The following is a 25,287-nucleotide window of genomic DNA, read 5'->3' on the forward strand; positions in this document are numbered from 1 at the left end:
GTAGCGTGCCTGTATGACAGCAGCGCGACATACCCCCAGCCCTGCGCACGCCCACAACACAGGCCTTGTCGGCGCAGGCTGCGGCGCTATGCTGGACCGTTGCACCGCCACCCGTCTGACCACCCGCCCCACTGCCACCGTGCTGCCCCGCGCCCTGCCGGAACTCGACGCCCTGGAACGCCTGCTGGCCCAGCACGCGCAGCACCTGCATGTGCAGCAGGTCTGCCACGTGGCACTGCCGCAGGCGCCCGCGTTTCCGGTGTACGCCATCGGCATGGGCAGCACCGACCCCAGCGCCCCGGCGGCAGGCTTTTTTGGTGGCGTGCACGGGCTGGAGCGCATTGGTGCGCAGGTGGTGATTGCCTTCCTGCAAAGCGTGCTGCACCGCCTGCCGTGGGACAGCACCTTGCAGCACCTGCTGGAACGGGTACGCCTGGTGTTCATGCCCATCGTCAACCCCGGCGGCATGTGGGCCGCCACGCGGGCCAACCCGCGCGGCATCGACCTGATGCGCAATGCCCCGGTGGACGCCAGGGACCGGGTGCCTTTTTTGGTGGGCGGCCAGCGCCTGAGCAGCGGCCTGCCCTGGTACCGGGGCCGCCTGGGCGACCCCATGGAGGCCGAGAGCCAGGCACTGTGCAGCGTGGTGCAGACCGAGTTGCTGGGGCGCCCCTTCAGCCTGGCGCTGGACTGCCATTCGGGCTTTGGCGTGACGGACCGGCTGTGGTTTCCCTACGCCCACACGCGCGAACCCATGGCGCACCTGGCCGAAGTGCACGCGCTGCAGCACATTTTTCTGCAGGCACACAGCCAGCACCCCTACGTGATCGAGCCGCAAAGCGCCCAGTACCTGGCGCATGGCGATCTGTGGGACCACCTGTACCTGCAGGCCTGCCAGCAAAGCGGCACGGTGTTTCTGCCGCTGACGCTGGAGATGGGATCGTGGCTGTGGATCAAGAAGAACCCGCAGCAACTGTTCTCGCGCAACGGCATCTTCAACCCGCTCATCACCCACCGCCACCAGCGTGTGCTGCGCCGCCACCTGGGCCTGCTGGACTTTCTGACCCGCGCCGCCGCCAGCCACAGCCAGTGGCTGCCCCTGGGCGAGGCGCGCCAACACCACCACCGCCATGCCCTGGACGCCTGGTACTGAAGCCCCCCCGACGGAAGCTGCGGCCACCCGCCCCCCCCGCAACTGGGTGCTGCTGCGCGGCCTGACGCGCGAGGCCACGCACTGGGGCCGCTTTGTGCCGCTGCTGGCACAGGCCCTGCCGCACGACCGCATCTTGACACTGGACCTGCCCGGCAACGGCCACCTGCACGCGCAGGCATCGCCCTGGTCGGTGCCCGCCATGGCGCAGGCCTGCCGCCAGGCGCTGGCCGCGCAGGGTGTGCGCGGGCCGGTGCATCTGCTGGCCATGTCGCTGGGCGCCATGGTGGCCACGGCATGGGCCCACAGCGCACCCGAAGAGGTGGCGGGCTGCGTGCTCATCAACACCAGCATGCGCCCGTTCAGCCCGGTGCACCACCGCATGCAGCCGCAGCACTGGCCCACGCTGGCCCGCCTGCTGCTGTGGCCGCACACGCCGCTGCAGATCGAAACCACCGTGCTGCGCATGACCAGCAACCACCCCGCCGCCCATGCCGAGGTGCTGCCCCAGTGGGTGCTGGCGCGCCAACAGCGCCCGGTGCGCGCCGCCAATGTGCTGCGCCAACTGGCCGCCGCAGCCCGCTACCGCGCCCCGCCTACGCCGCCGCCCGTGCCCACGCTGCTGCTGGCCAGCACGCACGACCGGCTGGTGCGCTGCGCATGCTCGCGCGCCCTGGCGCGCGCCTGGCGCTGCGCGCTGGTGGAACACCCCCACGCAGGCCACGACCTGCCGCTGGACGATCCGCAATGGGTGGTGCAACAGGTGCTGGAAGCAACGGGCGGGTGATGTTGACTTCAGTGCTGGAACTGTGCGTCCAGACGGGGCGAAGGTACATGAGCAAGGCCACAGCGTCTGCTCATCGCCTTGTGTACATGCTCTTGTGGGCCTGGTTCAGACCCGCTCCAAGATGACAGCAATGCCCTGCCCCACGCCAATGCACATGGTGCACAGCGCGTAGCGCCCGCCCGTGGCGTGCAGGCGGTTCACCGCCGTGGTCGCCAGGCGCGCGCCCGAAGCCCCCAGCGGGTGGCCCAGCGCAATCGCGCCGCCCCAGGCGTTGACGCGCGCGTCGTCGTCCTGCAGGCCCAGCAGGCGCAGCACCGCCAGGCCTTGCGCGGCGAAGGCTTCGTTGAGTTCGATGACGTCGATCTGCTCCAGGCTCAGGCCGGTCTGCGCCAGCACTTTCTGCGTGGCCGGTGCCGGGCCGATGCCCATGATGCGCGGGGCCACGCCGGCCGTGGCCATGCCGACGATGCGGGCCTTCGGGGTGAGACCGTTCTTGGCGGCGCTGGCCTCATTGGCCAGCAGCAGAGCGCAGGCGCCGTCGTTCACGCCCGAGGCGTTGCCGGCGGTGACGCTGCCGTCCGGGCGCACGACGCCCTTGAGCTTGGCCAGCGCTTCGAGGCTGGTCTCGCGCGGGTGTTCGTCCTGGCTCACGACGATGGCGTCCCCTTTCTTCTGGGGGATGGTGACGGGGGTGATTTCACGGGCCAGGTGGCCGGCCTTCTGGGCGGCGACGGCCTTGAGCTGGCTGGCCAGGGCCATGCGGTCCTGGGCTTCGCGTTCGATCTCGAACTCCTGGGAGACGTTCTCGGCGGTCTCGGGCATGGAGTCCACGCCGTATTTTTCCTTCATCAGCTTGTTGATGAAGCGCCAGCCTATGGTTGTGTCATAGACGGCGTTGCTGCGCGAGAAGGCGCTTTCCGCCTTTGGCATGACGAAGGGGGCGCGGCTCATGCTCTCCACGCCACCGGCGATCATCAACCCGGCCTCGCCGGCCTTGATGGCGCGCGCGGCCGTGCCCACGGCGTCCAGGCCGGAGCCGCACAGGCGGTTGATGGTGGCGCCGGGCACTTCCAGGGGCAGGCCCGCGAGCAGGCTGGCCATGTGGGCGACGTTGCGGTTGTCTTCGCCGGCCTGGTTGGCGCAGCCGTAGAGCACGTCGGTGATGCCCTCCCAATCCACATGGGGGTTGCGCGCCATGAGGGCGCGCAGGGGGATGGCGGCCAGGTCGTCGGTGCGCACGCTGCTGAGCGCGCCGCCGTAACGGCCGATGGGGGTGCGGATGGCGTCGCAGATGAAGGCGTGGGTCATGGCAGCTTCTGTTTGGATGGTGTTGGGCGGTTTGCCTTGGTGGAGCAAGACAGTGACATCCATTAGCCCAACAGCCCCCCGCCTTGACGGATTTTCTCCTGCTGGCGCTGTATTTGGGCACAGTGCCTGCAGCTTGCATACAAGCAACAAAAAATAAAAAACCCCGCTACCGATTTGATAGCGGGGTTTCTTTATGCCGTTTGGTGGGTCGTGCGTGACTCGAACACGCGACCAACGGATTAAAAGTCCGCTGCTCTACCGACTGAGCTAACGACCCACTACAGCCCAAACTCGCGCTGAAGCCAAGCTGTAAAGCCTTGCATTATAGTATGAAAATTGCTGCTTGCGCCGAAACCTGGTGGTTCAAAAGCTACTTGTCAGCCCGTGACGCCAGGGCGTCCAGCACCCACCCTGCGGCACATTGGCCGAAGGTGGCGGTAACGGCCACCACGGAGCCGTACCCATGGCAATTGAGGCTACCGTCACCCTGTACAGCACAAGATGCATCGGGCGGCGCCACTGCCTCGCGGCTGAAGACGCAGGGCACGCGCATCTTCTTTCCGTCCCGCGGCGCGCCATGGTGCTTGCGCAAGCGGTAGCGCAACTGGGCCAGAAGGGGATCGTGGGTGACCAGCGACAGGTCGTCCACATCCACCTTGTGCGCCAAGCGCTTGCCACCCGCCGCACCCACGGTGATGAACATGGCCTGACTGGCACGTGCCCAGACGGCCATGGCCGTCTTTGCGGGCACTTGGTCGCAGGCATCGATCACCGCGTTCACGCCTTGCGGCAATATTCCTGGCCAGTTGCCGGGCTCGACAAATTCTTCAATGCAATGCACCTGGCAACCGGGGTGAATGCGTTCGATGCGATCGCGCATCGCCTGCACCTTGGCTTGCCCCACCGTATCGTCCAGCGCATGGATCTGGCGGTTGATATTGGATTCGGCCACATGGTCCAGATCGATAAGAGTGAGCTTCCCCACGCCACTGCGCGCGAGTGCCTCCGCCGCCCATGAGCCCACACCACCCACCCCGACGACTGCCACATGCGCTGCACGGATGCGGGCCGCACCAGGTTTGCCATACAGCCGATCAAGCCCGCCAAAACGCCGTTCCAGCGCCATGTCGGGCATTGCGTCGTGCAAAGGCGATGCCTCTGTGGAGTCCAAGGAGCGATGCCCTTATTTGAGACGGGAGAGGCGCTCCTTGGCCGCCACAGCGGCTTCGGACTGCGGATACGTGCGTACAAGGTCTTCCAACGTCTTGCGGGCGCCGCGCGTTTCCTTGAGCTCGATCTGGCAATTGGCGATGGACAGGGCCGCCTCGGGCGCGCGGGCATGCTGGGGCGCAGCAGCCAACAGGGCGCGGAAGTTCTGGATGGCTTCCTTGTAGTCGCGCGTAGCGTACTGGGCGTTGCCCAGCCAGAAGCGCACCGAGTGCTGGTAGCCGCTGCCCGCGTACTGCTTGAGGAAGCTGGCGAACAGCGTCTGCGCCTCGGCAAACTTGCCTTCACGGAAACGTGCCAGGGCTGCCTCGAAATCACGCTTTTCTGCAGGGTCGGCCTGGAACTCCTGTCCATCGACTGCGACCTTGACAGGCTCGAACTGGCGCAGGCGCTCGTCCACACCTTGCGCCATGTCCTTGTGACGGCGCTGCAGTTCGGCTGCCTCGCGCACCAGCTGCTCGTTCTGCCCACGCAACGTGGCCACCTCGGCGCGCAGGCCTTCGATTTGCGATTGCAGGTCGATCAGGGCACGGCGCAGTTGTGCGCTGTCTTCGGCAGAGCGCTGGCTGGATTGGTTCAGCACATCGACGCGCTGGCGCAGTTCCAGGATGGCGCGGCGCGCTTCGTCATCTTCAAACAGGGCCGCATGGCCCTGGGGCAGATAGGCACAGGCCAACAGCGCTGCCAGCAGCGAAGGGGCCAGGCGCAGGGATGTCATGGCAGCACGCATGGGCCAGTGAATCAACGGTAAGAGATTTCAGCGCGGCGGTTCTTGGAATAGGCGTCTTCGCCATAGCCTTGCACGGCAGGCTTCTCTTCACCAAAGCTCACTGCTTCGATCTGGTTGTCGGACACGCCCAGCAGGCCCAGGGCGCGGCGCACGGCTTCTGCGCGGCGCTGCCCCAGTGCAAGGTTGTACTCGCGGCCACCGCGCTCGTCAGTGTGGCCTTCAATCACGGCCTTGCGTGCAGCCCCTGCCTTGATGAAGCGCGCATGGGCTTCGATCAGCGATTGTGCTTCGGGCTTGATCACATAGCTGTCGTAGTCGAAATACACCACGCGGCCCACGCCTTGGGGGCCAGCCTTGTCGATGGCCGACTGGGACAGGTCCACGCCCTGCACACCACTCTGGCCGGCATTGCCCGCATTGGCACCACCCGTGGACAGCGGGGCACCGTTCTTGTCTTCGACGGGGACCTTGTCGAGATCGACACCGGAACTGCAACCGGCAACAAGAGCGAGGACAGCCAGGGCAAAGGGAATACGCTTGAACATGAAAAACTCCTGAAAGCAAAAAAGAAAAGGATTCACTGGAACTGGTAGGGACCCCAGTCCGGCTCGCGAATGTCGCCACCCTGCCCCGCCAAACGGGCCTTGATTTTTCCATCCAGGGTGGTGGTCATCAGCGCTTCACGGCCCTGCTGCTGGGTCGCATAGACAATGAGTCGGCTGTTGGGTGCAAAACTGGGGCGCTCGTCCGCTGAGGAGTCGGTGATGGCGGTGACATTGCCAGTGGCCAACTCCATCACTTGCAGCTTGAAGGCACCACCGGCACGCGAGATATAGGCCAGCCAACGGCCATCGGGGCTGATGGCGGGCGAGATGTTGTAGCTGCCATTGAAGGTCACGCGTTCAGCACTGCCCCCGCTACTGGACACCTTGTAGATCTGGGGCGCTCCACCACGGTCGCTGACGAAGTACACATGTTTGCCATCGGGCGAGAAGGCAGGCTCGGTGTCGATGCCACTGCTTTGCGTCAGACGACGCGGTTCACCGCCGTTGGCGTCCATGGTGTAGAGCTGCGAGTTGCCATCGCGACTCAGTGTGATGGCCAGCGTGCGGCCATCGGGCGACCAGGCAGGCGCACTGTTGGAACCCTTGAAATTGGCCACGAGGCGGCGGCGCCCGGTGGCCACGTCGTGCACATACACCACGGGCTTGCGCGACTCAAAGGACACATAGGCCAGTTGGCCACCCGAAGGCGACCAGGCAGGCGAGATGATGGACTCGGGGCTGGAGAGAGCTGCCTGGGCATTCTCACCATCGGAATCGGCGACCCACAGGCTGAAGCGGTTGCCAGCCTTGGTGACATAGGCAATGCGGGTGGAAAACACACCACGCTCGCCTGTGAGCTTTTCATACACATAGTCCGCGATGCGGTGTGCCACCAACCGCAGATCGGCCTGCACCACGACATAGCTCTGTCCGCCCAGGTCCTGGCCACGCACTACGTCCCACAGCCGGAAACGCACGTCGTAGCGGCCATCGGCCAGGCGCACCACACTGCCAGACACCAGCGAGTCCGCACCCTTCTGGCGCCACAGAGCCACGTCGGGGCGTGCGGCTTCATCCAGGCGAACACCGCCAGTGTCGATGCCACGAAACTGGCCACTGCGCTCCAGATCCGCCTGCACGATGGCAGAGATTTTTTGGGGAGACTGGGTTTCGTCCCGGAAGGCGGCAATCGCAATGGGCAACTGCGTCATTCCTACACCCGTGACTTCCACACGGAACTGCGCCCACGCTGGCACCGTAGCCAGAGCGCTCAAGCCCGCCACAAGGTGGCGACGTGTGGGAAGAAAGGTGGGAGCGGAACCAGAACGATCAGGGGAGCGATGGTGTAGGGTCATTCTCAGTACTTGGCAATCGTGCAAACGCCACAAATCAGGCGGAATGGTACACACCCCGGACATACCCCCATGTCACAAACTGTTGATGGGGCCAAGGACAGAGGGAAATCTCCCTTGCCCTGGGCCCCATCACGCGGTGCGTGAATGCCTCAGTCGGCCGTGGCTTCCTCCGGCTCCGCTGGTTCCGACTTGGTGGCGCCGCGCTCTTTCTTGGGCAGGGGCTGGATGTCCAGGAGCACCTCGGAGGTTTCGGCTCCCTTGTCGTCTGTTTGGTGGGTGATGTCCACCGTCAGGCGTCCACCGTCCTGCAGACGACCGAACAGCAGTTCGTCGGCCAGCGCCCGGCGGATGGTGTCCTGAATCAGGCGCTGCATCGGACGTGCGCCCATCAGGGGGTCGAAGCCCTTCTTGGCAAGGTGCTTGCGCAGCGCGTCGGTGAAGGTGACTTCCACCTTCTTTTCGGCGAGCTGCGTTTCGAGTTGCAGCAGGAACTTGTCCACCACGCGCAGGATGATCTGTTCGTCCAGCGGCTTGAAGCTCACGATGGCATCCAGCCGGTTGCGGAATTCGGGCGTGAACAGGCGCTTGATGTCGCCCATTTCGTCGCCTGCCTGGCGCGGGTTGGTAAAGCCAATGGTGGCCTTGTTCATGGTCTCGGCGCCCGCGTTCGTCGTCATGATGATGATGACGTTGCGGAAATCGGCCTTGCGTCCGTTGTTGTCGGTCAGGGTGCCGTGGTCCATCACCTGCAACAGCACGTTGAAGATGTCCGGGTGCGCCTTCTCGATTTCGTCGAGCAGCAGCACGGCGTGCGGCTTCTTGGTGATGGCCTCGGTCAGCAGGCCGCCCTGGTCGAAGCCCACATAGCCGGGCGGAGCGCCAATCAGGCGGCTCACGGCATGGCGCTCCATGTACTCCGACATGTCGAAGCGGATCAGCTCGATGCCCAGGATGTAGGCCAACTGCTTGGCGGCCTCGGTCTTGCCCACGCCCGTGGGGCCGCTGAACAGGAAGGAGCCGATGGGCTTGTCGCCCTTGCCCAGGCCCGAGCGCGCCATCTTGACGCTGGACGCCAGCACCTCCAGCGCCTTGTCCTGGCCGAACACCACGCTCTTGAGGTCACGCTCCAGCGTCTGCAGCTTGCCGCGGTCGTCGTTACTGACATTTGCGGGCGGGATGCGGGCAATCTTGGCAACGATTTCCTCGATCTCGGCCTTGCCGATGGTCTTCTTGCGCTTGCTCGCCACCAGGATGCGCTGCGCGGCGCCGGCCTCGTCGATCACGTCGATGGCCTTGTCGGGAAGGTGCCGGTCGTTGATGTACTTGGCGCTGAGTTCCGCCGCAGCCTGCAGGGCGGCAGCGGCGTACTTCACGCTGTGGTGCTCCTCGAAGCGGCTCTTGAGGCCCTTGAGGATGTCCACCGTTTCCGCCACGGTAGGCTCGACCACGTCCACCTTCTGGAAGCGCCGCGACAGGGCCGCATCCTTCTCGAAGATGCCACGGTACTCGGTGAACGTGGTGGCGCCGATGCACTTGAGCGCGCCCGAGCTGAGCGCGGGCTTGAGCAGGTTGGAGGCGTCCAGCGTGCCACCCGAGGCCGCACCCGCGCCGATGAGCGTGTGGATCTCGTCGATGAACAGGATGGCGTGCGGCTTGTCCTTCAGGCTTTTGAGCACGCCCTTGAGGCGCTGCTCGAAATCGCCCCGGTACTTGGTGCCCGCCAACAGCGCGCCCATGTCGAGCGAGTACACGGTGGCCTCGGCCAGGATCTCGGGCACGTCGCCCTGGGTGATGCGCCAGGCCAGGCCCTCGGCGATGGCCGTCTTGCCCACGCCGGCCTCGCCCACGAGCAACGGGTTGTTCTTGCGACGGCGGCAGAGGATCTGGATCGTACGCTCCACCTCATAGTGGCGGCCGATCAGCGGATCAATTTTTCCATCCTTGGCCAGCTGGTTGAGGTTCTGCGTGAACTGCTCCAGGGGCGAGGCTTTCTCGCTGCGCTCGCCACCGCCAGACTCCTCGCTTTCAGCCGGGCCTTCTGCGCCCTTGGCGGGCTCGGGCGGCTCGCCCTTCTTGATGCCATGGGCGATGAAGTTGACCACGTCCAGCCGCGTCACGCCCTGCTGGTGCAGGTAGTACACGGCATGGGAGTCCTTTTCACCAAAGATGGCCACCAACACGTTGGCGCCGGTAACTTCCTTCTTGCCATTGCCCGTGGACTGCACGTGCATGATGGCGCGCTGGATCACGCGCTGGAAACCCAGCGTGGGCTGCGTATCCACCTCATCGGTACCAGACACCTGGGGGGTGTTGTCCTTGATGAAGTTGGACAGCGAGGTGCGCAAATCCTCAATGTTGGCCGCGCAGGCGCGAAGCACCTCGGCAGCGCTGGGGTTATCGAGCAGTGCAAGCAACAGATGCTCCACGGTGATGAACTCGTGGCGCTGCTGGCGGGCCTCGACGAAGGCCATGTGCAAGCTGACTTCCAGTTCCTGGGCAATCATGTGAACTCCTTTGTGCTTGCAGGTCAGGGATAGGGGGGGTAGTTCGGGGCGGGGAGGCCTTTATTCAACCGGCTCGCACACGCATTGCAGGGGGTGGCCCGCCTGGTGGGCGGCATCCAGCACCAGATGCACCTTGGTCAGCGCAATGTCGTGCGGGTACACCCCGCAGACACCCCGGCCGTCCAGGTGGATCTTGAGCATGATCTGCGTGGCGGTTTCGCGGTCTTTGTGGAAAAACTCCTGCAGTACCACCACGACAAACTCCATGGGGGTGTAGTCGTCGTTGAGCATCAGCACCTGGTACATCTGCGGGGGTTTGACCTTTTGCGGCACCCGTTCGAGCACCACCGAACCGCCGTCGTCCGGCACGGGCGGCTTGACGACCGGCCCGGGAGGGGGAGATGGTGGTTTGGTAGCCATGGATTTCATTCTAGCGAGCAGAAAATACAGTTGCAGGGTCAAGAAATTTGACCATTCAGGTCTATTTCAAGGTCTCGGGTCACCGTTCGGTCATTCATAGACCACGGTGACGTCACCACCACACGCCTGGGCGCGCCAGGAAGCCAATGCAGCGTCGGTGGGGTAGGTGCGGAAGGCCTCGCCCAATTGCAGCTCGGCGCAGGCGCTGTCGCCGTCCTGCGTGCACCGCACGCCCAGGCGCACACGCAGCCCATGCTGCAGCTCGCCGTGCTCGGTGGATTCCTTGCGCGGCGGATGTTCGCGCAGCAACCGCGCCACGTCAGGCGGCGGATGCCCCACAGCCACGCGCAGGTATTTGCCAAAGCGGCAGCGCCCCCCGGCCAGGTCGTGCACCTGCTGGACGATGAAACGGGCCTCAAAGCCATTGCGTCCCGGCTGCAAGCGCCCGGTCACGATGACCAGCTCATCGTCCTTGAGCAGGTCGCGGTGCGCCTGCACGACAGCATCGCTGGCTGAAGCCTCGACGCGCGAGGCACCGTCCTCCAGCACAAATATGCCCTGGCGCCCCCGCTGGCCATTGACCACGCGAAAGTCGCTCACAATGCCCGCCACGGTTTGCGGTTCACGGGTGTCCACCAGGTCCGCAATCCGCATGCGCACAAAGCTGGCCAACTCCCGCGCCGCTTCATCGAACAGATGGCCCGACAGGTAAAAGCCCAGCGCGGTTTTTTCCTGCATGAGCTGCTCGCGCACACCCCAGGGCGGCACTTCGGCAAGCTCTGGTTCCTGCGTGCTGGAGCCCTGGGCATCATCGCCCATCATGTCGAACAGCCCGCCCTGGTTGGCGTTGGAATGCTGGGCTGCTGCGTAGTCAAATGCGCGGTCGATGGACGCGGATAGCGCTGCGCGGTTGCGGTGCAAGCCGTCAAACGCACCCGCCTTGATCAACGCATCGACCGTGCGCTTGTTGATGCGGCCCCGGTCCACGCGCACGCAGAAATCGAACAGGCTGGTGAAGGGGCCACGGACACTGCCCCTGGGACCCTCGCCCTGCCCTTCGCGTGCAGCGACGATCGCCTCGATGGCCTGCTGCCCCGTGCCCTTGACGGCGCCCAGACCATAGCGAATCACCGTGTCGCTCACCGGCTCAAAGCGATAGTTGCCCCGGTTGATGTCCGGTGGCTCGAACTGCATGCCGAAATGCTTGGTGGCATCTTCGTACAACACCTTGAGCTTGTCGGTGTCGTCCATTTCCACGGTCATGTTGGCGCAGAAGAACTCGGCCGTGTAGTGCACCTTGAGCCAGCCGGTGTGGTAGGCCAGCAGCGAGTACGCGGCGGCGTGCGACTTGTTGAAGCCGTAGCCCGCGAACTTCTCCATCAGGTCGAACACCTCGTCGGCCTTCTCCTGGCTGATGCCTTTTTCTGCGGCACCCTTGCGGAAGATGGCCCGGTGCTCGGCCATCTCCTCGGCCTTTTTCTTGCCCATGGCACGGCGCAGCATGTCGGCGCCGCCCAGGCTGTAACCGCCCAGCACCTGGGCGGTCTGCATCACCTGCTCCTGATAGACCATGATGCCGTAGGTCTCGGCCAGCACGGGTTCCACCAGCGGGTGGGGGTACTCCACCACTTCCTTGCCATGCTTGCGCGCCACAAAGCTGGGAATCAGGTCCATGGGACCGGGGCGGTACAGGGCGTTCAGCGCAATCAGGTCTTCCAGCCGACTGGGGCGCGCTTCCTTGAGCATGCCCTGCATGCCCCGGCTTTCAAACTGGAACACGGCTTCGGTCTTGCCCTCGGAGAAAAGCCTGTAGGTTGGGCCGTCGTCCAGTGGAATGTTCTCGAAGGCAAAGTGCTCCTGGCCCTTGTGCCGGCGCACGATGAATTCCTTGGCGATCTCCAGGATGGTGAGCGTGGCCAGGCCCAGAAAGTCGAACTTGACCAGGCCGATCGCCTCCACGTCATCCTTGTCGTACTGGCTGACGGCCGACTCGCTGCCCGGCTGCTGGTACAGCGGGCAAAAGTCGGTCAGCTTGCCCGGCGCAATCAGCACGCCGCCCGCGTGCATGCCGATGTTGCGCGTCATGCCTTCGAGCTTTTGCGCCATCTCGATGACGGTGCGCACGTCCTCTTCCTTGCGCACGCGCTCGTACAACAGGGGCTCCAGTTCCAGCGCGTAGTTGTTCTTGTCACCTTCCTTCTTGGTCTCGGGCGGATAGGCCAGGGTGTAGGTCTGACCGGGTTTTGCGGGCACCAGCTTGGAGATGCCATCACAAAACGTGTAGCTCAGGTCCATCACCCGGCCCACGTCGCGGATGGCGGCCTTGGCTGCCATGGTGCCGAAGGTGGCGATCTGGCTCACGGCATCCTTGCCGTATTTTTCCTTCACGTAATCGATCACCCGGTCGCGGTTGGCCTGGCAAAAGTCGATGTCGAAGTCGGGCATGGAAACCCGCTCGGGATTCAGAAAGCGCTCGAACAGCAGGTTGTACTGCAAGGGATCGAGGTCGGTGATCTTGAGCGCATACGCCACCAGCGAGCCCGCTCCCGAACCCCGCCCCGGCCCCACGGGGCAGCCGTTGTTCTTGGCCCACTGGATGAAGTCACCCACGATGAGGAAGTAGCCGGGGAAGCCCATCTTGAGGATGGTGCCCAGCTCAAACTCCAGCCGCTCCACATAGCGCGGGCGTTGGCGGTCGCGCTCGGCGACATCGGGATACAGGTGCTGCAGTCGTTCTTCCAGTCCGTCGTGCGAGACCTTTCGGAAGAATTCCTCGATCGTCATGCCCCCCGGAATGGGAAAATTGGGCAACTGCGGCTTGCCCAGCACCAGCGTGAGATTGCAGCGCTTGGCAATTTCCACCGTGTTGGCGAGTGCCGAGGGAATATCGGCAAACAAGGCCTGCATTTGCGCACTGCTCTTGAAATACTGCTCACGCGTAAAACGCCGCACCCGGCGCGGGTTCGCCAGGATTTCGCCCTCGGCGATGCAGACACGCGCCTCATGCGCCTCAAAATCCTCCTCGGTCGCAAACTGCACCGGGTGGGTGGCGACCACCGGCAGGTTCAAGCGTGCCGCCAGGGGCACGGCTGCCGCCACATGGGTTTCGTCCTCGGGTCTGCCAGCGCGCTGAATCTCCAGGTAAAAGCGGTGCGGAAACACGCCCGCCAGCCGCAGCGCCAGATCGGCAGCTCCCGCCTCGTCACCCCGCATCAGTGCCTGCCCCACCGGCCCGGCCTGGGCGCCCGAAAGGGCAATCAGGCCGGGCGAGAGTTCCTCCAACCAGGCCCAGGTGCACAGGGCCTGGCCCTTGGCGGCATTGCGCGTCCAGGCGCGGGCCAGCAATTCGGAAAGATTGAGGTAGCCCTGGCTCCCCTGCACCAGCAACACCAAGCGCGCAGGCGGGTGACTGCCCTCGCCTTCCAGCACGATTTCGGCCCCCAGAATGGGCTTGACGCCCTTGCCGCGCGCGGCCTTGTAGAACTTGACGGCGCCAAAAAGGTTGTTGAGGTCGGAAATGGCCAGCGCGGGCTGGCCATCGGCCGCGGCACTGGCCACCGCTTCATCGATCCGGTTGGTTCCGTCCACGACGGAGAATTCGGTGTGCAGGCGCAAATGGACAAACATGGCTGCATTGTAGAAAGCCCTCGCCCGCCCCTCGGTCGGCACCACCACGCGGGGTGCTGGCCGTCGCTACAATCCTTTGGCTGCGAACCAGCCATGCTGCGGTGCCCTGGGCGCCGCCAAATCCGTGCATCTTCCCGTCAGAAAGCCGCCTGCCATGTTGCGAGCCCCTTTTTCCATCGTTACGGCCCTGTTGGCCGCCAGTCTGCTGGCGACCGGGTGCTCCAGCACCCCGGAAGACAAAACCGCAGGGTGGACGACCGACCGCATCTACGCCGAGGCACGCGACGAGCTCAACAGCGGCGGGTACGACGCTGCGGTACCCCTTTTTGAAAAGCTCGAAGGTCGCGCTGCGGGCACGCCCCTGGCGCAACAAGCACAGCTCGACAAGGCCTACGCGCAGTACAAGGCGAACGAAAAGCCCCAGGCCATTGCCACGCTGGACCGCTTCATGAAGCTGCACCCGGTCAGCCCAGCCATTGATTACGCGCTGTACCTCAAGGGCCTGGTCAACTTCAATGACAACCTGGGCATGTTTTCCTGGGTGTCGCGCCAGGATCTGTCGGAGCGCGACCAAAAAGCCGCCAAAGACTCCTACGAATCCTTCCGCGAGCTGGTGGCACGCTTCCCCGATTCGCGTTATGCGCAGGACGCCCGCCAGCGCATGACCTACATCATCAATTCGCTGGCGCAGTACGAGGTGCATGTGGCACGCTACTACTTCCAGCGGGGCGCCTATGTGGCGGCAATTGGTCGTGCGCAGTCTGCCTTGAGCGACTACGAGGCCGTGCCCGCCCATGAAGAAGCGCTGTATATCCTGGTGCAGTCCTACGACGCTCTGGGCTTGACCCAGTTGCGCGACGACACGCGCCGCGTGCTGGACAAGAACTACCCCAACAGCAGCTTTATCGCCAACGGATTCAGGGGCAAGAGCGATCCATGGTGGAAGTTCTGGTGATCAGCGCCTGCAGCGCGTCGTCAAATTCCTCTGCTGACCCCAGCCTGCGCATAGTCGGCAGGGCCGCCATCAGGCGTTTGCCGTAGCCACGGTCCAGCAGGCGGGTATCGGCCACCACCAGAAGTCCCTCATCGGTTTCGTGCCGGATCAGCCGTCCCGCACCCTGCTTGAGCGCCACAGCGGCTTCGGGCAGGGCGTGGTCACGGAACGGGCTACGGCCCGCCCGCTGCAAACGCTGCGCGTGCGCCTGCACCAAGGGGTCGGACGGCACCGGGAACGGCAGTTTGTCGATGACCACCAGCTGCAACGCATCGCCGGGCACATCCACCCCCTCCCAAAACGACACCGAAGCCACGAGCACACAGCCCGGCGCCCCCTGGGCACTGCCTTGGCGAAAGCGCTCCATCAGGCTGTGCCGTGTGCCCTCGCCCTGCACCAACACCTGCAGCCCAGGCAAGCGGGCACGCAGCGCCTCACCCAGCACACGCAGCGCCCGCAGACTGGTGGTGAGTACCAGCGTTCGGCCTTGCAGGCGTGAGGCCGCCTCAGCCACCCACTCGCCCAAGGCAGCGCTGTGGGCAGCGTCCGTGGGCGGAGGCAAATCCCGTGGAATGTAGAGCGCCGCCTGGCGCTCCAGGTCAAAAGGACTGGGCACGCGCAAGGTACGCGCCTGGTCCAGCCCCAGGGGCTCGGTGAACCAGCTCAGGGCCTCGTCCGTCCCCAACGTGGCGGAGGTGAAGACCCATGCCCTGGTCGGGGCGGCCTGTGTGGCACCCGGATGGGTCTGTGCGGCATCCGGCAGCTGCAACCACCCCTGCACCACCGGGGCCAGGTCCAGCGGCGCCTCGACCAGGCGAACCTGCAGGCCCACTTCCACCCAGCGCACCCCCTCGATCTGGGAGGGCGTGGCAAAGCGCTGCACCTGCGCGCACAGGGCCAGGGTTCGCTCGTGCAGCCGGACAAAGTCGGGCGCCATGTCCAGCACGGCAACCAACGATTCGCAGGCCTGGGCGCATACCTGGTTCAGGCCATCAAGCACCTCGATCCAGTCAGAAGACGTGACGCCTTGCGGGACAGCTTCCGTCCAATTCAATCGCGTGCCCGTGGGATACGCGCCGCACGCCAGGCGCAAGCGGCGCGCAAGCTGCTCCAGGTCGTGGTGCAGACCCTGCCAATCTGCCATGCCGCGCGCACGCTGCATACCTGCGCTGCGCAGGTCACGCGCCAGATCCAGCATCTGGGCGCTGCCCAGCGATTGACCAAGAAACTGCACCCCGGTCTCCTGGATCTGGTGCGCCTCATCGAACACCACCACGCGCACATCGGGCAGCAGCTCGGCCATGCCGGTTTCACGCAGCGCCCAGTCGGCAAAAAACAAATGGTGGTTGACCACCACCACTTCGGCCGCCAAGGCCTCACGCCGTGCCTGGAATACATGGCAGCGCCGGAACTGCGGGCAGTGGCTGCCCAAGCAGTTGTCACGCGTGGAGGTCACCCAAGGAAGAATGGCCGACCGTTCGTCCAGACCCGGCAGTTCTGCCAGGTCGCCACTGCGGGTGGTCTGGGCCCAGGTTTCCACCCGCGCCAGTGCATGGGTCAGGCTCGCATCGCAGGCAGAGGCATCCTGCCGGCTTTGCTCCAGGCGGTGCAGACACAGGTAGCTGGCGCGGCCCTTGAGCAAAGCAGCGCGCACCGGCAAACCCAGCGCCTGGGCCAAGCGGGGCAGGTCACGGCTGAAAAGCTGGTCCTGCAAAGCCTTGGTGGCGGTGGAGATCAGCACCCGCTCGCCACTGAGCAGCGCTGGGACCAAATAGGCATAGGTCTTACCGACGCCCGTACCCGCCTCGACCACCAATGCCCCACCATGGGCCACCGTGTCGGCCACAGCCAGTGCCATGGCGGTCTGGCCTGGGCGCTGGCGAAAACCCGGCAAGGCTTGCGCCAAAGGGCCGCCATCGGCAAAGCACTGCTGCACTGCGTCTGGCAGCGCACCAAGAGGGCTGGGGTGATGTGTGGACACAGAATCGCAGTACGATGGCGAAAAAGCCACAGCGCGTTCGATAATAAGCGAGCTTGTGCCCTATTCTGGGGCTTGGCAGGCCGCCACACACCACAATCCACGCCATGTCCAGACCGATTCGCCTCAGTGCCTCCACCGGCATCCACAAGGGTGACCGCGAATACCAGCAAGACCAGGTGGCTTTGCTCTCGCACCCGCGCTACAACGGCTGCGTGCTGGCCGTGCTGGCCGACGGCATGGGCGGGCGCAGCGGCGGGCGCAAGGCGTCCGACCAGGTCATGCTGACCGCACGCCAGTTGTTCGACCGCTATTCGCCCGAAACCGATGATCCTGTGGCCATGCTCAAGAACCTGGTGCAGGAATCGCACATCGTCATCCGGCTCACGGCCATCACGTCTGAACAGGAGCCGCACAGCACCATTGCGGCCTTCCTGATCAACCCACGCGGCGACTGCCACTGGATCCACGCGGGCGACTCGCGCATCTACCACTTTCAGAATGGCCGCATGATGCACCGCACCAGCGACCACTCCTACGTGCAGGCCTTGGTGGACCGCGGCGAAATCACCGAGGCGGAGGCCAATACCCACCCGCACTCGAACATTCTGGTGGGCTGCCTGGGCACCGAGAGCGATCCGCCCATGACCACGCACATGATCCACCAGCTGATGCCGGGGGATGTGCTGCTGACCTGCAGCGACGGGGTCTGGCACTACTTCTCGCCCACGGAACTGGCTTCCGTGGTGGAATCGCTGACACCACGCGAAGCGACCGAATTCCTGATCGAGAAAGCGCGTATCCGCGCACGCGGCACGGGGGACAATCTCTCGCTGGCCATCGTCAAGATCGAAGCACTGGTAGAAGAGAAAAAGCCCCTCGCGCCGGCCCCATTCTTCAAGCCACCTGCAGCCGTTTGACCCTGCGCCCCCGCAAGGACAAGGTTTACTGAGCCGCTGATGCCGCAGGCAGCGCTGCGGCGCGGGATCGACCTCGGTTCGCCTCCTCGGCCCGGCGAGCGTCGCGCTGGGCCTTGCGCTGACGGGCCACTTCTTCCTTTTCCAGGCGTGCACGGCGGCGTTCTGCCGCCTGCTCCTGCAGGGCAGTGCGACGCTGCGCCTTCTCTGCCTGCGCCCGCTGTTGTTGTTGCGCATGGGCGCGTGGATCGCCGGAAGGTGCGGGCGCTGATTTGGGCTGCCTGGGGGTCGCTTGGCGGGTGGGTACCGGCGGTTGGGTGGCAGCATGCTCCTGTTGGCGCAGTTCGATGGCTCGCAATCGGCGCTGCGCACGTTCCTGCCGCTGGGCTTCATCCAGGCGCTCTTCCTGCTGGCGCAAGCTGTGGAGGCGTTCGCGCGCCTGCCTGCGCACTGAACGCAGGCAGTCATCCACCGCAAAGCGCTGCTGACACTGGCCTTCGTCCTGCGCCTGCTGCTGCGTGATGGCGTTGCGCTCGCGGGCAATGCGCTCGCGTTCTGCCTGAGCCGCGTCAGCAGCCAGGTCCTGCGCATTCACCCCACCCCATGGCGCAAGCACGGCCAGGCAGCAGACGAGCCAACCCCATTTGCTCATGTCAGCCCTGTGTCCACCACCCGGCGCTCCAACGCCAGGAATTCCTTGGACTGCATCTCGTTGAGCCGCGAGACCGTGCGCGGAAACTCGTGGGCCAGCGGGCCATCGGTGTAGAGCTGCTCGGGCGGCACGGCGGCCGACAGGATGAGCTTGACGCGCCGGTCGTACAGCACATCCACCAGCCAGGTAAAGCGCCGCGCGGGCGAAGCCATGCTCACGGGCATGTAAGGCACGTCGGAGAGCAGCACCGTGTGGAACTGCGTGGCGATCTCCAGGTAGTCGTTCTGCGAGCGCGGGCCGCCGCACAGCGTCTTGAAATCAAACCAGACCACGCCGCCAGCCTTGCGCCGCGCCTGGATCTCGCGTGCCTCGATGTGCAGTACCGGGTCTTCGTCATGCACCTCGGCCAGTTGGTCGAACGCTTCATTCATCGCGGCGTCGGCCTCGGGGCCCAGGGGCGTGTGGTAGAGCTTGACCTGCTCCAGCGTGCGGCGCCGGTAGTCGGTGCCGTTGTCGACATTGATGACTTCAAGCTTCTGCTTGAGCAGCGCGATGGCGGGCAGGATGCGGTCGCGGTGCAGGCCGTTGGGGTACAGGCCGTCGGGCTCGAAATTGGACGTGGTGACGAAGCCCACGCCGTTGTCGAACAGCGCCGCCAGCAGGCGGTGCAGGATCATGGCGTCGGTGATGTCCGCCACATGGAATTCATCGAAGCAGATGAGCTTGTAGCGCTTGGCGATGCGCTGGCCCAGCACATCCAGCGGGTTCTGCGTGCCCTGCAGCGCCGCCAGCTCGCGGTGCACTTCGCGCATGAATTCGTGGAAATGCAGGCGCACCTTGCGCTTGAGCGGTACGGCGTTGAAGAAGCAGTCCATCAGGAAGCTCTTGCCGCGCCCCACCCCGCCGTACATGTACACGCCGCGCGGAATGTCAGGCCGGTTGATGAGCTTCTTGAGCGCGTTCGAGCGCTGTGTCTTGTAGGCGGCCCATTCATGCGCGCAGCGGTCCAGCGCCTCCACGGCACGCAGTTGCGCCGGGTCGCTTTTGAAACCCTTGGCCTCCAATTCGGCCTGGTAGGCGGCCTTGACGCTGGAAAACTGGCTCATATGCTATAAAAACAATAGCTGCTAACGCCCTATTTACGGACGCTAGCAGCCATTTTTTCCTCAAATCAGAAATTGAGGGTGCGTTTGTCCACCGCCAGCGCGGCTTCCTTGGTCGCCTCGCTCAGGGACGGGTGGGCGTGGCAGATGCGCGCGATGTCTTCGGCGCTGGCCTTGAACTCCATGGCCACCACGGCCTCGGCGATCAGCTCGCTGGCCATGGGGCCCACGATGTGCACGCCCAGGATCTCGTCCGTGGCGGCATCGGCCAGGAACTTGACCATGCCGGTCGTGTCGCCCAGCGCACGCGCGCGGCCGTTGGCCAGGAAGGGGAAGGTGCCGGCCTTGTACTTCACGCCGTCCTGCTTGAGCTGCTGCTCGGTGCGGCCCACCCAGGCGATCTCGGGGCTGGTGTAGATGACCCAGGGGATGGTGTTGAAGTTGACATGCCCGTGCTGGCCGGCAATGCGCTCGGCCACGGCCACGCCCTCTTCCTCGGCCTTGTGCGCAAGCATGGGACCGCGCACCACGTCGCCCACGGCCCAGACGCCGGGCAGGTTGGTCTTGCACTCGCCATCGACCACGATGGCGCCGCGCTCGTCGAGCTGCAGGCCCACTCCTTCAGCGTTCAGGCCGATGGTGTTGGGCACGCGGCCGATGGAGACGATGAGCTTGTCCACCTCCAGCGCCTGGGCCTCGCCCTTGGCGTTGGTGTAGGCCACGTTCACGCCCTTCTTGCCGGTCTTGATGTCGCCGATCTTCACGCCCAGCTCGATCTTCAGGCCCTGCTTGTCGAAAGCCTTCTTGGCTTCCTTGGCGATCTGCTCATCGACCGCGCCCAGGAACGTGGGCAGGCCTTCGAGCACGGTCACCTCGGCACCCAGGCGGCGCCAGACCGAGCCCATCTCCAGGCCGATCACGCCCGAGCCGATCACGCCAAGCTTCTTGGGCACGGCACCGATGCGCAGCGCGCCGTCGTTCGACAGGATGTTCTCCTCGTCGAACGCCACGCCGGGCAGCGCGCGGGCGTTGGAGCCCGTGGCGACGATGACATGCTTGCCCACCAGGGTCTCTTCGGTGGCGCCCGTGACCTTGATCTCGTAGCCGCCCGTGGAACCGGAGGTTCCACCCTCACCGGGTGGAACGGCCTTCACGAACGAACCACGGCCATGGAAGAAGCTGACCTTGTTCTTCTTGAACAGGTACAGGATGCCGTCGTTGTTCTGCTTCACCACGGCGTCCTTGCGGCCCACCATCTTGGCCACGTCCATCGTCACCTTGCCGGTGCTGATGCCGTGCTCGGCGAAGTGCTTGTTGGCGTGCTCGAAATGCTCGGACGACTGCAGCAGCGCCTTGGAGGGGATGCAGCCCACGTTGGTGCAGGTGCCGCCGGGAGCGGGGCCGCCCGCAGCGTTCTTCCACTCGTCGATGCAGGCCACGTTGAAGCCCAGTTGCGCGGCACGGATCGCGCCGATATAGCCGCCGGGGCCGCCGCCGATGACGATGACGTCGAATTGTTTGCTCATGATGCGAATACTTGAAATGAGGTTGAAAAAACCCACCACTGGGCGTTGCCGAGGGTGGGTTTGTTGCGCCTGGCTGCGAATTACAGATCGAACAGCAGGCGGGACGGGTCTTCCAGCGCGTCCTTCATGGCCACGAGGCCCAGCACGGCTTCGCGGCCGTCGATGATGCGGTGGTCGTACGACATGGCCAGGTAGTTCATCGGGCGCACCACGACCTGGCCGTTCTCGACCACGGCGCGGTCCTTGGTGGCGTGCACGCCCAGGATGGCCGACTGCGGCGGGTTGATGATGGGGGTGGACATCATCGAGCCGAAGGTGCCGCCGTTGGAGATGGAGAAGGTGCCGCCGGTCATCTCTTCGATGCCCAGCTTGCCTTCAGCCGCCTTCTTGCCGAATTCGGCAATCTTCTTCTCGATGTCGGCAAAGCTCATCTGGTCGGCGTTGCGCAGGATGGGCACCACCAGGCCACGGGGCGAACCCACGGCGATACCGATGTCGAAGTAGCCGTGGTACACGATGTCGTTGCCATCGACCGAGGCGTTGAGCACCGGGAACTTCTTCAGCGCGTGCACGGCAGCCTTGACGAAGAAGCTCATGAAGCCGATCTTCACGCCGTGTTCCTTGGTGAACGCGTCCTGGAACTTCTTGCGCATCTCCATCACCGGGGCCATGTTCACTTCGTTGAACGTGGTCAGGATGGCATTGGTGGACTGCGACTGCAACAGGCGCTCGGCCACGCGGGCACGCAGGCGGCTCATGGGCACACGCTGTTCGGGGCGGTCGCCCAGGTTGGGGGCGGCAGGTGCGGCCACCTGGGGCAGTGCCTTGGTGGGCAAGCCGGTGGGAATCACGCTGGCGGCAACCGGTGCGGCCGGCTTGGCACCGCCCGCCACAGCGGCCAGCACATCACCCTTGGTCACGCGGCCATCCTTGCCCGTGCCGGCCACGGCCGAGACGGACAGGTTGTTATCGGCCAGCAGCTTGGCGGCAGCCGGCATGGCCACATCGCCCTTGGCGCCGCCCGCTGCCGCCGCAGCAGCAGCGGGTGCAGGCGCAGCAGCCGCTGCCACTACGGGAGCAGCGGCGGCAGCGGCAGGCGCAGGCGCAGGCGCACCGGCCTTGCCCTCGGTGTCGATCTTGGCGATGAGCTGCTCGGCCACCACGGTGCCACCATCGCCGACCACGATCTCGGCCAGCACGCCAGCTGCGGGTGCAGGCACTTCGAGCACGACCTTGTCGGTTTCAATCTCGATCAGGATTTCGTCGGCGCTGACGGCCTCACCGGCCTTCTTCTTCCAGGTGAGCATGGTGGCTTCGGCCACAGACTCGGACAACTGGGGGACTTTGACTTCTACGATAGCCATTTTGAATTCTTTCCAGAAAGGTGTTTTGTACTGAGTGAGGGGTTTCCGGCCTTACTTGGTCAGGACAAAACCCTTGAGCTTGGCAAAGGCACCGTCAACCAGCGCCTTTTGCTGTTCCTGGTGCAGGTGCGAGTAGCCCACGGCGGGCGACGCGGAGGCCGCGCGGCCCGAGTAACCCAGCTTCTGCCCATCGAGCATGTTCTCGTGGATGTTGTGCTGGATGAAGAACCAGGCGCCCTGGTTCTGCGGTTCGTCCTGGCACCACACGATGTCCGTGGCGTTGGGGTACTTCTTCAGCTCGGCGGCAAAGGCCTTGTGCGGGAAGGGGTAGAGCTGCTCGATGCGGACAATGGCCACATCGGAGGCTTCCTTCTCGGCGCGCTTCTTCACCAGGTCGTAGTACACCTTGCCCGAACAGGCGATCACGCGCTTGACCTTGTCGGCCTTCTTGGTCACGTCTTCGTTGGTCTCGGGAATGACGGTCTGGAAAGCACCCTTGGTGAATTCGGACAGCGGAGAAGTAGCGTCCTTGTTGCGCAGCAGGCTCTTGGGCGTGAAGATGACCAGGGGCTTGCGCAGGTTGCGCACCATCTGGCGACGCAGCACATGGAAGATCTGGCTGGCGGTGGTGGGCTGCACGATCTGCATGTTGGTGTCTGCAGCCAGCTGCATGAAGCGCTCCACACGCGCCGAGCTGTGCTCGGGGCCCTGGCCTTCATATCCGTGCGGCAGCATCAGCGTGATGCCGTTGACACGGCCCCACTTGACCTCGCCCGAGGCAATGAACTGGTCGATCACCACCTGCGCACCGTTGGCGAAGTCGCCAAACTGGGCTTCCCAGATCACCAGCGTGTTGGGGTCGTTGGAGGCGTAGCCATATTCAAAACCCAGCACCGCCTCTTCGGACAGGATGGAGTCGATCACGACGAACGGAGCCTGATTGTCGGCCACGTTCTGCAGGGGCACGTAGGTGCCGGTGTCCCACTTTTCGCGCTTCTGATCGTGGATCACTGCATGGCGGTGCGTGAAGGTGCCACGGCCGCAGTCCTCGCCCGACAGGCGCACGGGGTAGCCACTGGCCACCAGGGAGGCAAAGGCCATGTGCTCACCCATGCCCCAGTCCACGGGGATCTCTCCCCGGCCCATCGCGGCGCGGTCGTCATAGACCTTTTTCACCAATTGGTGCGGGGTCACGGTGTCGGGCAGCGTGGTGAGCTTTTCCGCCAGGCGCTTCCATTCGGTCAGGGGAATTGCGGTATCGCCAGCGTCGGTCCACTTCTTGCCCAGGAACGGACTCCAGTCCACGGCGTACTTGCTCTTGAAGTTGGTCAGCACCGGATCGACCGTGTGCTTGCCCGCGTCCATGGCAGCGCGGTAGGCCTTGACCATTTCGTCAGGACCTTCGGCGGACAGCACGCCCTGCGTAATCAGCTTGTCGCCATAGAGCTTGCGCGTTCCGGGGTGGGCCGCAATCTTCTTGTACATCAGGGGCTGGGTCAGCGCAGGCGTATCCTGTTCGTTATGGCCCAACTTGCGGAAGCAGGTGATGTCCACCACCACATCCTGGCGGAACTCCATGCGGTATTCCAGGGCCAGCTGGGCAGCCAGCACCACGGCTTCGGGATCATCGCCATTGACATGCAGCACCGGGGACTCGACCATCTTGACGATGTCGGTACAGAAGGTGCTGGAGCGCATGTCGCGCGGGTCGGAGGTGGTGAAACCGATCTGGTTGTTGATGATCAGATGCACCGTACCGCCAGTGGTGTAGCCACGGGTCTGCGCCAGGCAGAGGGTTTCCTGGTTGACACCCTGGCCGCCAAAGGCGGCGTCGCCGTGCACCAGCACAGGCAGCACCTGGCCACCCAGGGTGTCGCCACGGCGGTCCATGCGGGCGCGAGCGGATCCTTCGACCACGGGGTTGACGATTTCCAGATGGGAGGGGTTGAACGCCAGACTCAGGTGCACCGGGCCGCCAGGGGTGGAAACGTCGGAGCTGAAGCCCTGGTGGTATTTCACGTCACCTGCGGGCAGGTCTTCAGGGGCTGTGTGGTCGAACTCGGCAAACAGGTCCGCAGGCATCTTGCCCAGGGTGTTGACCAGCACGTTCAGGCGGCCACGGTGGGCCATGCCGATCACGATTTCCTGCACGCCCTTGGCGCCAGCCTGCCGGATCAGCTCGTCCATGGCGGCGATGAAGCTCTCGCCACCTTCGAGCGAAAAGCGCTTCTGACCCACATACTTGGTGTGCAGGAAGCGTTCCAGGCCTTCTGCGGCGGTCAGGCGATCGAGGATCTGCTTTTTCTTCTCGGCGCTGAATTGGGGCTTGCTGCGGATGGACTCCAGTTTTTGCTGCCACCAGCGCTTTTCCGCCTGGTCGGAGGTGTACATGAACTCGGCACCCAGGGTGCCGCAGTAGGTTTCGTGCAGCGCGTTGATGAGTTCGCGCAGCGGCATCTTGTCCTTGCCAAAAAAGGTGTTGCTCGTGTCGAACACCGTTTCCTGGTCGGCATCGCTGAAGCCGTAGAACGAAGGCTCCAATTCAGGAATCGCGGGGCGCTCGGTGCGCTTGAGGGGGTCCAGATCGGCCCAGCGCTGGCCTACGTTGCGGTAAGCGGCAATCAGCTGCTGAACGGCTGTGCGCTTGCGGCCCATCTCAGCGTCTTCGCTGGCCACCACCACCTTGGTTCCACCGGCCTTGGCACGCTCGGCAAAGGCATTGATGACGGGCATGTGGGGCACGTCACGGGCATTGGTGCCATCGACGGCAGGCACATGCTGCAGCGCATCGAAGTACTCGCGCCAAGTGTCAGGCACGCTGCCTGGATTGGCCAGATAGTTTTCGTACATCTCTTCGACATAGGGCGCGTTGCCGCCGAAGAGGTAGGTGTTGCCTTGGTAGGCTTGATAGACGGATGTCGTATCGCTCATGTTCCGCTGACCTCCGTCTCCCTTGGGGAGACATTAGCTGGTTGAAAAAACCTTCCGCGACACGGCTGAACCGGTTGGCGGATGCGACTGTGGCTGGGGAAGGGCCGAGTACGGACGCGATTGTGCCACTGTTCGCCCCAGGACGCTTGTGGTTTTTTCCTATCGCGAC

18 protein-coding genes and 1 tRNA gene are annotated in these 25,287 nt (G+C 64.5%); 4 read left to right on the forward strand and 15 right to left on the reverse strand.

What is annotated here, in order from left to right; all coding sequences use genetic code 11:
- The first annotated feature begins 88 nt into the window (after positions 1–88).
- Positions 89–1,153: a M14 family zinc carboxypeptidase gene (locus tag MJ602_RS10375; protein WP_243020770.1), complete on the forward strand. Its 1,065-nt coding sequence runs from the start codon at positions 89–91 to the stop codon at positions 1,151–1,153.
- Positions 1,131–1,937: an alpha/beta fold hydrolase gene (locus MJ602_RS10380; RefSeq protein ID WP_243020771.1), complete on the forward strand. Its 807-nt coding sequence runs from the start codon at positions 1,131–1,133 to the stop codon at positions 1,935–1,937. Before MJ602_RS10375 ends, MJ602_RS10380 begins: the two co-directional genes overlap by 23 nt.
- A 105-nt stretch (positions 1,938–2,042) precedes the next feature.
- Here MJ602_RS10380 and pcaF read toward each other — a convergent pair whose 3' ends face one another.
- The 9 genes from pcaF to dnaE all read right to left on the reverse strand — a co-directional run bounded on the left by pcaF (position 2,043) and on the right by dnaE (position 13,653).
- A complete protein-coding gene (pcaF, locus tag MJ602_RS10385; protein WP_243020772.1) occupies positions 2,043–3,245 on the reverse strand; it encodes a 3-oxoadipyl-CoA thiolase in 1,203 nt (400 codons plus the stop codon).
- 201 nt (positions 3,246–3,446) lie between these two features.
- Positions 3,447–3,522 (reverse strand) — tRNA-Lys (locus tag MJ602_RS10390).
- A gap of 93 nt (positions 3,523–3,615) precedes the next feature.
- Positions 3,616–4,380 carry a tRNA threonylcarbamoyladenosine dehydratase gene (locus MJ602_RS10395; protein ID WP_243020837.1) on the reverse strand — a complete coding sequence of 255 codons (765 nt, stop codon included), beginning with the start codon at positions 4,378–4,380 and terminating at the stop codon, positions 3,616–3,618.
- A gap of 48 nt (positions 4,381–4,428) precedes the next feature.
- The gene (gene ybgF, locus MJ602_RS10400) at positions 4,429–5,190 is read right to left on the reverse strand and encodes a tol-pal system protein YbgF (protein WP_243020773.1); all 762 of its coding nucleotides are present in this window, start codon (positions 5,188–5,190) and stop codon (positions 4,429–4,431) included.
- A 23-nt stretch (positions 5,191–5,213) separates the two neighbouring features.
- A complete protein-coding gene (pal, locus tag MJ602_RS10405) occupies positions 5,214–5,747 on the reverse strand; it encodes a peptidoglycan-associated lipoprotein Pal (RefSeq protein ID WP_243020774.1) in 534 nt (177 codons plus the stop codon).
- 32 nt (positions 5,748–5,779) lie between these two features.
- On the reverse strand, positions 5,780–7,102 hold the full coding sequence (gene tolB, locus MJ602_RS10410) for a Tol-Pal system beta propeller repeat protein TolB (RefSeq protein WP_243020775.1): 1,323 nt from the start codon (positions 7,100–7,102) through the stop codon (positions 5,780–5,782).
- 149 nt (positions 7,103–7,251) lie between these two features.
- A complete protein-coding gene (clpA, locus tag MJ602_RS10415; RefSeq protein ID WP_243020776.1) occupies positions 7,252–9,606 on the reverse strand; it encodes an ATP-dependent Clp protease ATP-binding subunit ClpA in 2,355 nt (784 codons plus the stop codon).
- Positions 9,607–9,666: 60 nt separating this feature from the next.
- Positions 9,667–10,026 carry an ATP-dependent Clp protease adapter ClpS gene (clpS, locus tag MJ602_RS10420; RefSeq protein ID WP_197904989.1) on the reverse strand — a complete coding sequence of 120 codons (360 nt, stop codon included), beginning with the start codon at positions 10,024–10,026 and terminating at the stop codon, positions 9,667–9,669.
- Between the two features lie 90 nt (positions 10,027–10,116).
- Positions 10,117–13,653, reverse strand: a complete 3,537-nt coding sequence (dnaE, locus tag MJ602_RS10425; protein ID WP_243020777.1) for a DNA polymerase III subunit alpha — start codon at positions 13,651–13,653, stop codon at positions 10,117–10,119.
- A 154-nt stretch (positions 13,654–13,807) separates the two neighbouring features.
- Between dnaE and MJ602_RS10430 the strand changes: the two genes are divergently transcribed.
- The gene (locus MJ602_RS10430; protein WP_162016009.1) at positions 13,808–14,608 is read left to right on the forward strand and encodes an outer membrane protein assembly factor BamD; all 801 of its coding nucleotides are present in this window, start codon (positions 13,808–13,810) and stop codon (positions 14,606–14,608) included.
- Here MJ602_RS10430 and yoaA read toward each other — a convergent pair.
- Positions 14,571–16,628, reverse strand: a complete 2,058-nt coding sequence (gene yoaA, locus MJ602_RS10435) for a DNA repair helicase YoaA (protein ID WP_479725628.1) — start codon at positions 16,626–16,628, stop codon at positions 14,571–14,573. The genes MJ602_RS10430 and yoaA overlap by 38 nt on opposite strands.
- Before the next feature lie 104 nt (positions 16,629–16,732).
- Between yoaA and MJ602_RS10440 the strand changes: the two genes are divergently transcribed.
- Positions 16,733–17,545 carry a PP2C family protein-serine/threonine phosphatase gene (locus MJ602_RS10440; protein ID WP_162016008.1) on the forward strand — a complete coding sequence of 271 codons (813 nt, stop codon included), beginning with the start codon at positions 16,733–16,735 and terminating at the stop codon, positions 17,543–17,545.
- A gap of 25 nt (positions 17,546–17,570) precedes the next feature.
- Here MJ602_RS10440 and MJ602_RS10445 read toward each other — a convergent pair whose 3' ends face one another.
- The 5 genes from MJ602_RS10445 to MJ602_RS10465 all read right to left on the reverse strand — a co-directional run bounded on the left by MJ602_RS10445 (position 17,571) and on the right by MJ602_RS10465 (position 25,118).
- Positions 17,571–18,194: a hypothetical protein gene (locus MJ602_RS10445; RefSeq protein ID WP_243020778.1), complete on the reverse strand. Its 624-nt coding sequence runs from the start codon at positions 18,192–18,194 to the stop codon at positions 17,571–17,573.
- On the reverse strand, positions 18,191–19,300 hold the full coding sequence (gene zapE / locus MJ602_RS10450) for a cell division protein ZapE (protein WP_243020779.1): 1,110 nt from the start codon (positions 19,298–19,300) through the stop codon (positions 18,191–18,193). Before zapE ends, MJ602_RS10445 begins: the two co-directional genes overlap by 4 nt.
- A gap of 65 nt (positions 19,301–19,365) precedes the next feature.
- Positions 19,366–20,823 carry a dihydrolipoyl dehydrogenase gene (gene lpdA / locus MJ602_RS10455; protein WP_243020780.1) on the reverse strand — a complete coding sequence of 486 codons (1,458 nt, stop codon included), beginning with the start codon at positions 20,821–20,823 and terminating at the stop codon, positions 19,366–19,368.
- Between the two features lie 80 nt (positions 20,824–20,903).
- Positions 20,904–22,187 carry a 2-oxoglutarate dehydrogenase complex dihydrolipoyllysine-residue succinyltransferase gene (gene odhB, locus MJ602_RS10460; RefSeq protein WP_243020781.1) on the reverse strand — a complete coding sequence of 428 codons (1,284 nt, stop codon included), beginning with the start codon at positions 22,185–22,187 and terminating at the stop codon, positions 20,904–20,906.
- Positions 22,188–22,238: 51 nt separating this feature from the next.
- Positions 22,239–25,118, reverse strand: a complete 2,880-nt coding sequence (locus tag MJ602_RS10465; RefSeq protein ID WP_162016003.1) for a 2-oxoglutarate dehydrogenase E1 component — start codon at positions 25,116–25,118, stop codon at positions 22,239–22,241.
- Positions 25,119–25,287 lie beyond the last annotated feature (169 nt).

The sequence above is a fragment of the Simplicispira sedimenti genome, assembly GCF_022760965.1.
GTDB lineage: Bacteria > Pseudomonadota > Gammaproteobacteria > Burkholderiales > Burkholderiaceae_C > Simplicispira > Simplicispira sedimenti.

Excerpts from the sequence above, each read along its gene's own strand:
- MJ602_RS10375 (WP_243020770.1), top strand. The coding sequence starts at position 89 with ATGCTGGACCGTTGCACCGCCACCCGTCTGACCACCCGCCCCACTGCC.
- MJ602_RS10380 (WP_243020771.1), top strand. The coding sequence starts at position 1,131 with ATGCCCTGGACGCCTGGTACTGAAGCCCCCCCGACGGAAGCTGCGGCC.
- pcaF (WP_243020772.1), bottom strand. The coding sequence starts at position 3,245 with ATGACCCACGCCTTCATCTGCGACGCCATCCGCACCCCCATCGGCCGT.
- MJ602_RS10395 (WP_243020837.1), bottom strand. The coding sequence starts at position 4,380 with ATGCCCGACATGGCGCTGGAACGGCGTTTTGGCGGGCTTGATCGGCTG.
- ybgF (WP_243020773.1), bottom strand. The coding sequence starts at position 5,190 with ATGACATCCCTGCGCCTGGCCCCTTCGCTGCTGGCAGCGCTGTTGGCC.
- pal (WP_243020774.1), bottom strand. The coding sequence starts at position 5,747 with ATGTTCAAGCGTATTCCCTTTGCCCTGGCTGTCCTCGCTCTTGTTGCC.
- tolB (WP_243020775.1), bottom strand. The coding sequence starts at position 7,102 with ATGACCCTACACCATCGCTCCCCTGATCGTTCTGGTTCCGCTCCCACC.
- clpA (WP_243020776.1), bottom strand. The coding sequence starts at position 9,606 with ATGATTGCCCAGGAACTGGAAGTCAGCTTGCACATGGCCTTCGTCGAG.
- clpS (WP_197904989.1), bottom strand. The coding sequence starts at position 10,026 with ATGGCTACCAAACCACCATCTCCCCCTCCCGGGCCGGTCGTCAAGCCG.
- dnaE (WP_243020777.1), bottom strand. The coding sequence starts at position 13,653 with ATGTTTGTCCATTTGCGCCTGCACACCGAATTCTCCGTCGTGGACGGA.
- MJ602_RS10430 (WP_162016009.1), top strand. The coding sequence starts at position 13,808 with ATGTTGCGAGCCCCTTTTTCCATCGTTACGGCCCTGTTGGCCGCCAGT.
- MJ602_RS10440 (WP_162016008.1), top strand. The coding sequence starts at position 16,733 with ATGTCCAGACCGATTCGCCTCAGTGCCTCCACCGGCATCCACAAGGGT.
- MJ602_RS10445 (WP_243020778.1), bottom strand. The coding sequence starts at position 18,194 with ATGAGCAAATGGGGTTGGCTCGTCTGCTGCCTGGCCGTGCTTGCGCCA.
- zapE (WP_243020779.1), bottom strand. The coding sequence starts at position 19,300 with ATGAGCCAGTTTTCCAGCGTCAAGGCCGCCTACCAGGCCGAATTGGAG.
- lpdA (WP_243020780.1), bottom strand. The coding sequence starts at position 20,823 with ATGAGCAAACAATTCGACGTCATCGTCATCGGCGGCGGCCCCGGCGGC.
- odhB (WP_243020781.1), bottom strand. The coding sequence starts at position 22,187 with ATGGCTATCGTAGAAGTCAAAGTCCCCCAGTTGTCCGAGTCTGTGGCC.
- MJ602_RS10465 (WP_162016003.1), bottom strand. The coding sequence starts at position 25,118 with ATGAGCGATACGACATCCGTCTATCAAGCCTACCAAGGCAACACCTAC.